Origin of the sequence: Proteiniclasticum sp. C24MP, from assembly GCF_043951855.1 — a bacterium.
Lineage (GTDB): Bacteria > Bacillota > Clostridia > Clostridiales > Clostridiaceae > Proteiniclasticum.
Genome location: NZ_JBINJW010000039.1, coordinates 1 through 12,778 on the forward strand (window position 1 = coordinate 1; position 12,778 = coordinate 12,778).

Consider the following 12,778-nt stretch of genomic DNA (forward strand, 5'->3'; position numbering starts at 1 on the left):
ATAACCTTTTTCAAACTTTAGGCGTCAATTCTTCCAGTCCTGCATTGAAATCATTATCATTATCAAGGATAATAAAGAGGATAATAAACATTGATCCAAAATGGATTCTATGACAAAAGGAGAGAAGACTTTAATGGAAAAGAGAGTATTATGCTTTGGAGATTCCAATACATGGGGATTCAACGCCAAAGACGAACAGAGATTTTCGAAGGAGATCCGATGGACAAGAAAACTCCAGAAGCATCTGGGAGAGGATTATGAAATCATAGAGGAAGGCCTGAACGGCAGAAACGCAGTCTGCGAAGATCAGCTGAAGGAGGGTCTGAAGGGACTGGACTATATCTATCCCTGCATCATGACCCACAAACCTCTGGATCTTGTACTCATTAAGCTGGGTACCAACGACTCAAAGGAACGGTACAGCATGACGCCCCATAACATCGCCATGGGCATCATAAGACTCGCAGGCAAAGTGCTGCACAACGGAGTGGGCAGAAACGAAGGAGACCCCGAAATTCTCATCGTTGCTCCGGCACCGATCGGAAAAGACTATATGCACGTGGATGCCTATTTGTCCATGGGTCGCGATGCGGACAGAAAATCAAGAGATATGGTGCCTTATCTGAAAGAAATGGCCAAGGAGAACGGATTCCATTTTCTTGATGCAGGGCAGCATCTGAAGATGGGGGAAACAGATCATATGCATCTGGATGAAGAAGGGCATGCCAGAATGGCTGAAATTCTAAATGACAAGATCAGAGAAATCTTCAACGAGAAAGAAATGGGGTGATTCTTTGGCGGATACAGTACAATCCATCGACAGAGCCATGCAAGTGCTGGAAGTGCTGTCCCAGCATGTGGACGGGATCGGTCTTCTGGAACTCGGTGAGCGGGTGAACCTTTCAAAGAGCACCGTCCACAGACTCCTAAGCACACTGATCCAGAACGGATATGTGAAGCAGCATGAAGCGACGGGCAGGTATCATCTCACCATGAAGATGTTCATTCTGGGATCCAGACCCATCGAGAAGCTGGATGTCCTTAAAGTGGCAAGACCTTATCTGGAAAGACTGAGAGACCTCTCGGGAGAAGTGATTCACCTTGTCATCATGGACGGACATGAAATTCTCTATGTGGATAAAGTGGAATCGGAAAACACGGTGAGGATGTATTCCAATATCGGCAAGAAGGGGACACTGTATTCCACTTCCGTGGGAAAAGCCATGCTGTCCTGTCTTGAGGATGAAGAAATCAGAACTATTTGGAATCAGATCGAGATCACTGAAATGACGGATTACACCATCACGGATTTCGCTTCATTCATGAAAGAGATCGATGATATCCGGAAAAAGGGATATGCCATGGACCGGCAGGAGAATGAACTGGGCGTGAAATGCATGGGTACTGCGGTGCTGGATTACACAAGCAGGCCCGTTGCCGCTTTCAGCATTTCGGGTCCTGTGCAGAGAATGACGGATGAGAAGGTGGCGGAACTTTCTGCGTATATACTGGATGCGAAAAAGGCGATTTCTCAGGAATTGGGATATTTTTCGAAATAAAATGAAATTCTTCATAAACCGATTGCAAATGGAGATGGTTATGGAGTAAAATAGACCTGTAGTAAAATTATGGAACCGTGTTCCACATTATGGAACTTAAATATGAAGGAGGCAAACTATGATCCCTAAAATTGAAACACTGACCAGAATCATGGATGCAGGAATTGTTGCCGTTGTAAGAGCAGACAGCGAAGAGCAGGCGGAGAAGATCAGTAAGGCCTGCATAGAAGGTGGCGTTCCAGCCATCGAAGTGACTTTCACCGTACCAGGAGCACAGAATGTGATCACATCTCTCAAGAGGAAGTTCAAGAAGGAAGAGCTCATCATCGGTGCAGGAACAGTTCTGGATTCAGAAACTGCCAGAATCGCCATTCTTGCTGGTGCGGAATACATCGTGAGCCCGGGATTCGATCTGGAGACAGCAAAGCTGTGCAACAGATACCAGATTCCCTACATGGCAGGATGCATGACCCTGACAGAAATCATTACAGCCATGGAAGCGGGTGTCGATGTGATCAAGGTATTCCCTGGAAGTGCTTTCGGACCTGATTTCATCAAGGCCATCAAAGGACCTCTTCCTCAGACGGTGCTTATGCCTACAGGGGGAGTAAGTCTTGATAACGTAGGTCAATGGATCAAGAACGGATGCGTTGCGGTAGGTGTTGGTGGAGACCTTACAGGACCAGCCAAGACCGGTGATTATGATAAAATCACGGAAATCGCAAAAGAGTTTGTCGAAAAGATCAGAGAAGCAAGAAAGTAAAGGAGTCGATGAATAAGATGAAAAGAGTAGTAACATTAGGAGAAATCATGCTGAGACTCTCCACACCCGGATTCGAGAGATTCGTTCAGGCGGACAGTTTTGATGTCTGTTATGGCGGAGGCGAAGCGAACTGCTGTGTTTCCTTATCTAACTATGGTCTGGATACCAGATTTGTCACAAAGGTGCCGAAGAATGAAATCGGTCAGAGCGCAGTGAACTCCCTGAGAAGATACGGTGTGGATACAAGCTTCATCGCACGCGGCGGAGACAGACTCGGCATCTACTTCCTGGAGACAGGAGCATCCCAGAGAGCATCCACTGTCATCTATGACAGAGCGCATGCAGCCATCGCGGAAGCGAAGGCCGATGAATTCAACTGGGATGAGATCTTTGATGGGGTGGACTGGTTCCACTTCACAGGCATCACACCTGCATTAAGCGATGATGCTGCAGAACTGACTCTGGCAGCGCTGAAGGCTGCCAAAGCCAAGAATATCACTGTTTCAGTGGATCTCAACTACAGAAAGAAACTATGGAGTGAGGCAAAGGCCAAGGAAGTCATGACCGGACTGATGGAATATGTGGACGTATGCATCGGAAATGAAGAAGATGCGGAAAAGGTATTCGGCATCAAGGCAGCCGATACAGACATCAGCAAGGGAGAAATCAGTCACGGAGCCTACGAAGAAGTGGCAAGACAGATCATCGAGAAGTTCGGCGTGAAGCTTGTGGCCTCCACTTTAAGAGAAAGCTACTCCGCATCGGATAACGGCTGGTCCGCGATCCTCTATGATGGAGAAAAATCCTATCTTTCCAAGAAGTATGAACTGAGAATCGTGGACCGTGTAGGTGGAGGAGACTCCTTCGCATCCGGTCTCATCTACGGACTGGTTACGGAAATGCCATATCAGGAGGCGCTGGAATTCGGTGTGGCGGCATCTGCGCTGAAGCACACCATTCCTGGAGACACCAATCACGTAACAAAGGAAGAAGTTCTTGCCCTGGCAGGCGGAGACGGATCCGGAAGAGTACAGAGGTAATTCATGGAAGTAGTAACTTTTGGCGAAACCATGGTGCTGTTCAACCCGGAAACCCAGGGTCCCCTGCGTTATGTGGGGACATTCACAAAATCCATCGGTGGCGCGGAGTCCAATGTGGCCATTGCACTGGCAAGACTTGGACACAAGGCAGGCTGGTTTTCAAAGCTTGGAGAAGATGAGTTCGGACGATACATCAAATCCACCGTCATGGGGGAAGAAGTGGATGTGTCCAGAGTGAAGAAGGATCCCGACAGAACCACCGGCATTCTTTTCAAGGAAAGATTCTCCACGGTGAATCCCAATGTGTATTATTACCGGAAGGGATCAGCGGCGAGTCACCTGTCCATTGACGATCTGGATATGGACTACATCTGCAGTGCGAAGATCCTTCATGTGACAGGGATTTCCCTGGCGCTTTCTGAAGAAGTCAGAGAAGCGGTGTTCCATGCGGTGAAGGAAGCCAGAAAGTGCGGCGTCACCATCTCTTTTGATCCGAACATCAGACTGAAGCTCTGGTCAAAGGAAGAAGCAAGAAAATACATCCTGGAAATGGCGGCGCTGTCAGACATCATTTTCCCTGGAAAAGACGAAGCGGAGCTTCTTCTTGGAACAGAGGAACCGAAGGAAGTATGCGACCGATTCCTCGATATGGGCGTGAAGATTGTAGCCCTCAAGCTTGGAAAAAGCGGATGCTATGTGAAAAGCAAGGACGAAGAGGAATTCGTTCAGGGCTACACAGTTGACCAGCCTGTGGATACCGTTGGTGCCGGAGACGGCTATGCTGCGGGATTCCTTTCAGGATACCTGGAGAATCTTTCACTGGTTGACTGCGCGAAACGCGCAAATGCAGTGGGCGCTATGGCGACACTGGTAAAAGGAGACATGGAAGGTTTCCCTTATAAGGACCAGGTGGAGATTTTCATGGGACTAAGAGATAACATCGACAGATAAACCCGAGTCTGTCTTTGTATATATGTTCAATTTACCCGATTGATGAAGAAGTTCTGCAGCATATGAAGTGCTGACAGAGCTTCTTTTTCACTTTACAGGATACAGACTGCTTCTTATTGCGATATAATCAGAAAAGAGATCTGATTTATCATGAAAACAGGAGGTGCGTGACCATGGAATATCAGCTGGTCATGAATTACAAGGAAAATGAAGTGCTTAGGCGATCCTTTTCAGCGCTGGCCATGGAGACCTTCGGCATCAACTTCGAGAAGTGGTATGCGGCAGGGGGGTGGAACGGGCATTATGTGCCCTGCAGCTTCCGCCATGAAGACAGGATCATCGCCAATGTCTCAGTGAATACCATGAAACTTCTCGTGGAAGGTGAAATTGAGAATGCCATCCAGATCGGAACCGTCATGACGGAGCCTTCCTTCAGAGGGCAGGGGCTTGCAGGTAGACTCATGGAACGTGTTCTTGAGGAGTATGAGGAAAAGTGAGGTTTCTTTTTTCTGGCAGCGGATGAAAAAGCGGTTCCACTTTATGCACGCTGCGGATTTCGTCCGGTGAAAACCCGGAGATTCGTTGTAGATGCTTCTGCCTTCAGAAGAGGCGGAGTATCTCTGAAGCCTGAAATGCTTACGCTTGAAGAACTTCTTGCCCATAAGAGGACCTCACTTCCCTTATCCGCAGAAATTTCAGCCGTGGATGATGAGCACATTCTCGCATTCTACTACGTACACGGCTTCGACCGATGCATCTATAGAATTTCAGAGGAGCTTCTGGTCCTGTCTGAGATGCAGGAGAATGAACTGCATCTCTATGATGTGCTTTCCACGAAGCCATACAACCTGGAGAACGTCATGGAAAGCATTCTGCCGGAGCATGCTGAAAGGGTCGTCTGTCATTTTGCGCCGAAAGAGAAGCTGAAAGGGCTTCATGTGGAAGACGATCCTGAAGCGGGATGGATGATAAGACCCTCCAGACGGATGACGCTGCCGGAGAAGTTCAGTTTTCCTGATATTTCAAAAGCCTGACGGAAAACAAGAGGAACCCCAGCCAGGCTGAGGTTCCTCTTGTCGGATTTCCGGTTTTGATCTTATAGACTGATCCAGTATCGGTCTATGACATTTCCTTTTGATTCATATGCGTTTTCCAGTTTTCCACCTATTTTCCGTATGGTCCGCTGAGCGGGCTTGTTGTCCCTTGTGATGGTCACTAGGGCTTTTGTGATTCCATTGACCCGAAGCCTGTTCAGTGCGAGTTTGATCATGATGAAGGCATATCCCTTTTTTCTTTCTTCCGGCCTGATGCCAAAACTCATATGACCGCCAAACTTCAGAAGATCTTCCGTCATGGCGTACCTGAGGTTGATTGCACCGATGATGTATCCGTTGTCTTCTATGAGGAAAAGCGTTTCTGCACGAACCATCCCTGCCGGATGATTGTCCTCCTGAGCCAGGATCAGCTGTGTCTCTTTCCATTTCTGGAATGAGATTGTACCTGTCTCACAGGAAGAAGGTGAAATACGTTCCTTCTGGTTATGCCAGGAATCTATGTAATTTTGAAACTGCAGTTCATCTATGGCTATTATTTCTACTAGTTTTATGACTTTCACCTGACTTTCCTAACTGATGAGACTATTATATCAAAGAAAATGAAAAGAGCATTGTCCTGTTTTCAGGTGTATACATTTACATGGTGAAATATTTGTGAATTCGTATGGAAATATTTGGTATAATAAAGATGTTTGAAAATACGGCAAAGGCACAGGGAAGTAATCTGACGGACCGGCCTGTTTGAAGTAGAGAGGAAATGAAAAAGTATGAAAAAGATTATTATGACTGGTGGAGGTACTGCAGGACATGTGAATCCGAATCTTGCTCTTGTACCTAAACTGCGCCAGCTCAGCTATGAAATCGAATATATCGGATCAAAAAACGGGATTGAAAAAGAGATCATCGGAAAAACGAAGATTCCCTATTTCAGCATCTCTTCCGGAAAACTGAGAAGATATTTTGATCTGAAGAATTTCACGGATCCTTTCAAAGTGGGAGCCGGATTTCTCCAGTCGATTCATATTCTGAGAAAAGAAAAACCGGATATCGTCTTCTCCAAAGGGGGATTTGTAAGTGTACCTGTGGTTGCGGCGGCCAGTTTCCTGAAAATCCCTGTGCTTGCCCATGAATCGGATCTGACACCAGGGCTAGCCAATAAACTGGCATCCCGTTTTGTGGACAGACTTCTCGTCACTTTCCCGGATACAGTGGCGAAAATCGGAGAGAAAGCCATTCTTGTGGGAAGTCCGATCAGAGAAGACCTTTATAAAGGAGATGGCAGTCGTGCCAAGAAGGCTGCGGGATTTACAGATGACAAACCGGTGCTCCTGGTCATGGGTGGAAGTATAGGCTCTGTAAAGATCAATAAGTCTCTTCGGAAAATCCTGCCTGAACTTCTTCCAATCTTTAACATCATCCATCTCTGCGGAAAGAACAATCTGGATGAAAGTCTGCTGGAAACGAAAGGATACAAGCAGTATGAGTATGTGGTGGAAGAGATGAAGGATATTCTCACGGCTGCGGATCTTGTTGTATCAAGAGCCGGATCCAACTCCATCTTCGAGTTTCTTGCACTGCGCAAACCGAATCTTCTGATTCCCTTGTCCAAGGGAGCCAGCAGAGGGGATCAGATCGAGAATGCGGAAAGTTTCTACAAAAACGGATACTCCATGGTTCTCGTGGAAGAGGAGCTCACTGATGTATCGCTGAAGATGAGCATCATGAAGCTCCATGAAGATCGGGAAAAATTTATCAGTCACATGGAAGAGTCAGAACTCAGTGGCGCGACGAATAAAATAATCGAGCTTATTGAAAAGTACTCCAAATAAACTAAAACAAAAATTAGTACAGTAAGGACATCGAAAAAGCATGGAAATCCATGCTTTTTTAGTTTCAGCATTAAATTTCATCTGAAACTGTACTAGTAACAAAACAGAATACGTTATCATAAAGCATCAATAAACTGAATGTTAACAAAAATATCTGATAAATGTTGATATAATAGTGGTAACAAGAGAGAAGGAGGACCGTTTATGCGTATAGAATTTTCAGGTGGTGCAGGAACCGTGACAGGATCCAGTCATTTATTGAGAGTCAGAGACAAAAGAGTGCTGCTGGATTGCGGCTTGTATCAGGGCAGAGATGAAAAAGACAAGGGAAATGATGTTTTTGCCTATATCCCGTCCACAATTGACCATCTTATACTCTCTCACGCACATATCGATCACAGCGGACGTATTCCTCTGCTTTACAAGAGAGGCTTCAGGGGAAGGATCATTGCAACTCCACCGGCAGCTGCTCTATGCAGGATTCTTCTCATGGATTCTGCCTACATCCACGAACAGGACGCGGAATGGGAAAACAAGAAAAGACAGAGGAAGGGGCTGGGGCCCATCGAGCCGCTCTATACCTCCAAGGATGCGGAAGGGGCATTGACGCTTCTTGAAGAGGTGGACTTCAATCACCCTACGGAACTCTTTGAAGGTTTTAAAATGAACTTTCTTGAAGCCGGGCATATGCTGGGCGCAGCCATTACTGAAATGCATATTCAGGAGGAAGAACGGAAAATCAAGCTTGTGTATTCCGGAGATCTCGGCAATCAGGGCATTCCGCTCATGAAAGAACCGGTGGAAGTGACGGAAGCGGATTTTCTCATCATGGAATCCACCTATGGAAACAGACTTCATCCGGACAATCAGGTGGAGCACGAGGAACTCATAAAGATCATCAATGACACCTACAGAAGAGGAGGAAATGTCATTATCCCTTCTTTTGCGGTGGGACGAACCCAGGAACTCCTGTATATCCTCAACGAGTTCCAGGAAGCAGGTAAACTGGAAAGAGGGGTCAAGGTTTATGTGGATTCTCCCCTGGCATCTAAATCCACTGCAATCTTCAAAGAATACAGCAGGTATTTCGATTCAGAGAGTAAGGAGAAGATGAGAAGAGGAGACCATGTGCTGGAATTCAGGAACCTTTTTTTCACGGAGTCTGTGGAAGACTCCATGAAGCTGAACAGAACGCAGAAAGGCTGCGTCATCATCAGCGCCTCCGGTATGGCGACGGCAGGAAGAGTGAGGCATCATCTGAAGCACAATCTATGGAGAAGCGAGTGCAGCGTTGTATTCGTGGGGTATCAGGCCCATGGCTCTCTAGGCAGAATCATTCAGGATGGAGCAAAGCAGGTGACGCTCTTCGGCGAAGAAATCGCTGTAAATGCGAAGATCCACAGTTTTTCAGGTCTTTCCGGTCATGCGGACAGAAAAGGGCTCTATAACTGGGTGAAAGCCATAAGAAAAGGACCTAAGGAAATCTTCCTGACCCATGGAGATCCGGAAGCATCAGAAGCGCTGAGAGAACTTCTGGCAAACGACGGATATAACGTCAGAGTTGCCAAAGAAGGTGATATTGTTCCAATCAAGGATTATGTGAAGCTTGTACCAAAAACGGCTGATTTTGACCTGGAAAAGAGAACAGTTGAAGCTGCATTGTCAAATCTGAGAAAAAAAGAAGAATTGATCAAATACATCGAAACCCTTGATTTTCAAAGGGAAAGCGCGGATGAGATTTTAGAGAGCATGGAGAATATCATAAAAAAACAGTAAATATGCAAAAATGCGAAATATAAACCACTTTTCGTTGGTAAAACCTTACCAAATATTGTATAATAATGTTGTGTCGTTTGAGTATAGCTAATGATAATTTATTAACTATGCTCAAATTCATGCGCATTTATAACCTACGGAAACGTAGTTATATTTTAGAAATCTCTAGGCCGGATTTCTAGGAAATATATATTAAGGAGAGGTATAGACATGAGAAAAACTAAAACCATGGATGGAAATATGGCTGCATCCTACATCTCGTATGCATTTACAGATGTATCAGCGATCTATCCAATTACACCATCTTCAACAATGGGTGAAAATGTTGATGAGTGGGCATCTAAGGGTGTCAAGAACATTTTCGGACAGCCTGTAAAGGTTGTAGAAATGCAGTCTGAAGCCGGAGCTGCCGGTGCAGTTCACGGATCCCTTCAGGGTGGAGCACTCACTACTACATACACAGCATCACAGGGACTGCTGCTTATGCTGCCAAACATGTACAAGATCGCTGGAGAACTTCTTCCTGGCGTATTCCATGTAAGTGCTAGAGCATTAGCTGCACATGCGCTTTCCATTTTCGGAGACCATCAAGACGTAATGGCTGCAAGACAGTCCGGATTCGCTATGCTTGCTGAATCAAATGTTCAGGAAATCATGGATCTTGCTGGTGTGGCACATCTTGCTTCCATAAAGAGCAGAGTTCCATTCCTTAACTTCTTTGACGGTTTCAGAACATCATCTGAAATTCAGAAGGTGGAAGTAATCGAATACGAAGAACTTGAAAATCTTCTGGACAAGGAAGCTGTAGCTGAATTCAGAAACAGATCCTTAAACTCAGAAAGACCTGTAACAAGAGGTACAGCTCAGAACCCTGACATCTATTTCCAGGGAAGAGAAGCTGCCAACAGATATTATATGGCTGTTCCAGAAATCGTTGAAGGATACATGGAAGAAATCAACAAGCTTACTGGAAGAGACTATCAGCTGTTCAACTATCATGGAGCAGAAGATGCAGAGCATGTGATCATAGCTATGGGTTCAGTATGTGATACTGCAACAGAAGTTATTGATTACCTGCTAAAGAAGGGCGAAAAAGTAGGACTTGTAAATGTTCATCTTTACAGACCTTTCTCCATGAAGCACTTCCTGAATGCTGTGCCAAAGACAGTGAAGAAGATCGCTATTCTTGACAGAACGAAGGAACCAGGTTCAGCTGGAGAACCACTATACCAGGATGTGAGAAACGCATACTACGAATCAGATGTAAGACCTGTAATCGTAGGTGGTAGATACGGATTAGGTTCCAAGGACGTTACACCAGGTCAGATCCTGGCAGTGTTCGAAAACCTGAAGTATAACGAAGTGAAGAATGGCTTCACCATCGGTATCGAAGATGACGTTACTTACACCTCTCTTGCAAAGCATGAAGAAATCGATACAACTTCAGAAGGTACAGTACAGTGCCAGTTCTGGGGACTTGGATCAGATGGTACTGTTGGTGCCAATAAATCTGCAATCAAGATCATCGGTGACAACACAGACATGTATGCACAGGGATACTTCTCCTATGACTCCAAGAAATCCGGTGGTATCACAGTATCCCATCTGAGATTCGGTAAGAACAAGATCAAGAGTCCTTACCTCATTCAGAACCCTGATTTCGTTGCATGTCATAACCCATCCTATGTGAATAAATACGACATGACCAAGGGACTTAAGGAAAATGGAACATTCCTTCTGAACTGCGCATGGAATGCGGATGAACTGAATACGCATCTTCCAGCAAGAATGAAGAATGCCATCGCCAAGAAGAACATCAAGTTCTACACACTTGACGCACAGTCACTTGCTACAGAAATCGGCCTTGGAACAAGAATCAACATGATCATGCAGTCCGCTTTCTTTAAACTTGCCAACATCATCCCTGTGGAAGATGCAATCAAGCACCTGAAGGATTCCGTTGTTAAATCCTACGGTAAGAAGGGTGAGAAGGTAGTCAACATGAACTTCGAAGCAATCGAAAGAGGTGTCAACGCACTTGTGAAGATTGATGTTCCAGCTGATTGGGCTACCGCTTCAGACGAAGCTGCTGAAAAGAAATCTGTTCCAGATTTCATCAGAAACATTCTTGAACCGATGAATGCACAGGAAGGGGATTCACTTCCAGTATCCGCATTCCTTGGAAGAGAAGACGGTACATTCCCAATGGGAACATCCGCTTTTGAAAAGAGAGGAATCGCAGTCAACGTTCCAGAATGGAATATTGAAAACTGTATCCAGTGTAACCAGTGTTCATACGTCTGTCCTCATGCTGTAATCAGACCATTCCTTGTCAATGAAGAAGAAATGGCGAATGCACCAGAAGGATTCGAAGCGAAGAAAGCTATGGGCGGTAAGTCCTTCGCAGATCTTCAGTACAAGATTCAGGTATCTGTTCTTGACTGTACAGGATGCGGAAACTGTGCTCAGGTATGTCCAGCACCTAAGAAGGCGCTTGTCATGAAGCCAATCGAAACACAGATGCATGAAACAGAGAACTGGGAATATGCACTGTCATTGACAGCTAAGCTGAACCCAATGAACAAGAACACACTGAAGGGCAGCCAGTTCGAGCAGCCACTACTTGAGTTCTCAGGTGCTTGTGCAGGCTGTGGAGAAACACCATACGCTAAGCTTGTAACACAGCTCTTTGGTGACAGAATGATGATCGCCAACGCTACCGGATGTTCATCCATCTGGGGTGGTTCAGCACCAGCATCAGTTTACACAACAAACCATCTTGGACAGGGTCCAGCCTGGGCGAACTCATTATTTGAAGATAATGCTGAATTCGGTCTTGGTATCTACCTTGGACATAAGACACATAGAGCTAAACTACTTCCAATCGCTGAAAGACTGGTAGCAAATGCGGATGCATCAGAAGAGCTGAAGGCTGCTACACAGAACTGGATCGAAAACTTCGACAAGGGTGAAGAATCCAAGGCTGCTAGAGCTGCACTTCTTCCACTTCTTAAGGGTTCAGATCTTGCTGAAGCGAAGGAACTGTACAATGAAAGAGACTTCCTGACCAAGAAGAGCCAGTGGATCTTCGGTGGAGACGGATGGGCATACGACATCGGTTACGGTGGACTTGACCACGTTCTTGCAACTGGAGAAAACATCAACGTTCTTGTAATGGATACAGAAGTTTACTCCAATACTGGAGGTCAGTCATCTAAGGCTACACCAACTGCTGCAATCGCTAAGTTTGCTGCTGCTGGTAAGAGAACGAAGAAGAAGGATCTTGGTATGATGGCAATGAGCTATGGCTATGTATACGTAGCACAGATTGGTATGGGTGCTGATAAGAACCAGACCATGAAGGCGCTGACAGAAGCGGAAGCTTACGATGGTCCATCACTTGTTATCGCATACGCTCCATGTATCAACCAGGGACTTAAACTTGGTATGGGCTTCAGCCAGGAACAGACCAAGAGAGCTGTTGAAGCAGGATATTGGCAGCTATACAGATACAACCCAACGCTTAAGGATCAGGGTAAGAACCCATTCACACTTGATTCCAAGGAGCCAACAAGAAGCTTCAGAGAATTCCTTGACAGCGAAGTCAGATACGCTTCACTTAGCAAGGCATACCCAGATGTTGCTGAAGAACTGTTTGCGAAGACAGAAAAGGATGCTATGGAAAGACTTGATAACTACAAGAGACTTGCATCTTATGACTACTCAGCTGCAAAAACTGAAGAATAGAAATCACCTGGATTTCAGAAATAGTATTGAAGGACTGTCAGAAATGACAGTCCTTTTA

Annotated in this window: 11 protein-coding genes; 10 read left to right on the forward strand and 1 reads right to left on the reverse strand. The window is 45.6% G+C overall.

Annotated features, from left to right (window positions below):
* The first annotated feature begins 133 nt into the window (after positions 1 to 133).
* The 7 genes from ACHAL6_RS14940 (at position 134) to ACHAL6_RS14970 (ending at position 5,347) form a co-directional block, all read left to right on the forward strand.
* Entirely contained in the window at positions 134 to 790 is a 657-nt protein-coding gene (locus ACHAL6_RS14940; protein ID WP_395271458.1) for a GDSL-type esterase/lipase family protein, read from the forward strand.
* Between the two features lie 4 nt (positions 791 to 794).
* Positions 795 to 1,559, forward strand: a complete 765-nt coding sequence (locus ACHAL6_RS14945) for an IclR family transcriptional regulator (RefSeq protein ID WP_395271459.1) — start codon at positions 795 to 797, stop codon at positions 1,557 to 1,559.
* 118 nt (positions 1,560 to 1,677) lie between these two features.
* Complete coding sequence (locus tag ACHAL6_RS14950; protein WP_395271460.1) at positions 1,678 to 2,322, forward strand: bifunctional 4-hydroxy-2-oxoglutarate aldolase/2-dehydro-3-deoxy-phosphogluconate aldolase; 645 nt, start codon at positions 1,678 to 1,680, stop codon at positions 2,320 to 2,322.
* 17 nt (positions 2,323 to 2,339) lie between these two features.
* Positions 2,340 to 3,362, forward strand: coding sequence for a PfkB family carbohydrate kinase (locus ACHAL6_RS14955; RefSeq protein WP_395271461.1), 1,023 nt, complete (start codon positions 2,340 to 2,342; stop codon positions 3,360 to 3,362).
* 3 nt (positions 3,363 to 3,365) lie between these two features.
* Positions 3,366 to 4,313 carry a sugar kinase gene (locus tag ACHAL6_RS14960; protein WP_395271462.1) on the forward strand — a complete coding sequence of 316 codons (948 nt, stop codon included), beginning with the start codon at positions 3,366 to 3,368 and terminating at the stop codon, positions 4,311 to 4,313.
* A gap of 173 nt (positions 4,314 to 4,486) precedes the next feature.
* Positions 4,487 to 4,810, forward strand: a complete 324-nt coding sequence (locus ACHAL6_RS14965; RefSeq protein ID WP_395271463.1) for a GNAT family N-acetyltransferase — start codon at positions 4,487 to 4,489, stop codon at positions 4,808 to 4,810.
* 66 nt (positions 4,811 to 4,876) lie between these two features.
* Positions 4,877 to 5,347: a hypothetical protein gene (locus tag ACHAL6_RS14970; protein WP_395271464.1), complete on the forward strand. Its 471-nt coding sequence runs from the start codon at positions 4,877 to 4,879 to the stop codon at positions 5,345 to 5,347.
* A gap of 62 nt (positions 5,348 to 5,409) precedes the next feature.
* On the opposite strand, the gene ACHAL6_RS14975 is transcribed toward ACHAL6_RS14970, so the two are convergent.
* A complete protein-coding gene (locus ACHAL6_RS14975) occupies positions 5,410 to 5,928 on the reverse strand; it encodes a GNAT family N-acetyltransferase (RefSeq protein WP_395271465.1) in 519 nt (172 codons plus the stop codon).
* 207 nt (positions 5,929 to 6,135) lie between these two features.
* Between ACHAL6_RS14975 and ACHAL6_RS14980 the strand changes: the two genes are divergently transcribed.
* The 3 genes from ACHAL6_RS14980 to nifJ all read left to right on the forward strand — a co-directional run bounded on the left by ACHAL6_RS14980 (position 6,136) and on the right by nifJ (position 12,720).
* Positions 6,136 to 7,197 (forward strand): undecaprenyldiphospho-muramoylpentapeptide beta-N-acetylglucosaminyltransferase, encoded by a 1,062-nt coding sequence (locus ACHAL6_RS14980; protein ID WP_395271466.1) that lies wholly within the window; start codon positions 6,136 to 6,138, stop codon positions 7,195 to 7,197.
* Positions 7,198 to 7,401: 204 nt separating this feature from the next.
* Positions 7,402 to 8,973, forward strand: a complete 1,572-nt coding sequence (locus tag ACHAL6_RS14985; protein WP_395271467.1) for an MBL fold metallo-hydrolase RNA specificity domain-containing protein — start codon at positions 7,402 to 7,404, stop codon at positions 8,971 to 8,973.
* A 210-nt stretch (positions 8,974 to 9,183) separates the two neighbouring features.
* Positions 9,184 to 12,720 carry a pyruvate:ferredoxin (flavodoxin) oxidoreductase gene (gene nifJ, locus ACHAL6_RS14990; protein ID WP_395271468.1) on the forward strand — a complete coding sequence of 1,179 codons (3,537 nt, stop codon included), beginning with the start codon at positions 9,184 to 9,186 and terminating at the stop codon, positions 12,718 to 12,720.
* Positions 12,721 to 12,778 lie beyond the last annotated feature (58 nt).

Bases quoted from the DNA above. Each gene is read 5' to 3' on its own strand.
- ACHAL6_RS14980 (WP_395271466.1), top strand. From the start codon at position 6,136: ATGAAAAAGATTATTATGACTGGTGGAGGTACTGCAGGACATGTGAAT.
- ACHAL6_RS14955 (WP_395271461.1), top strand. From the start codon at position 2,340: ATGAAAAGAGTAGTAACATTAGGAGAAATCATGCTGAGACTCTCCACA.
- ACHAL6_RS14985 (WP_395271467.1), top strand. From the start codon at position 7,402: ATGCGTATAGAATTTTCAGGTGGTGCAGGAACCGTGACAGGATCCAGT.
- ACHAL6_RS14950 (WP_395271460.1), top strand. From the start codon at position 1,678: ATGATCCCTAAAATTGAAACACTGACCAGAATCATGGATGCAGGAATT.
- nifJ (WP_395271468.1), top strand. From the start codon at position 9,184: ATGAGAAAAACTAAAACCATGGATGGAAATATGGCTGCATCCTACATC.
- ACHAL6_RS14960 (WP_395271462.1), top strand. From the start codon at position 3,366: ATGGAAGTAGTAACTTTTGGCGAAACCATGGTGCTGTTCAACCCGGAA.
- ACHAL6_RS14965 (WP_395271463.1), top strand. From the start codon at position 4,487: ATGGAATATCAGCTGGTCATGAATTACAAGGAAAATGAAGTGCTTAGG.
- ACHAL6_RS14940 (WP_395271458.1), top strand. From the start codon at position 134: ATGGAAAAGAGAGTATTATGCTTTGGAGATTCCAATACATGGGGATTC.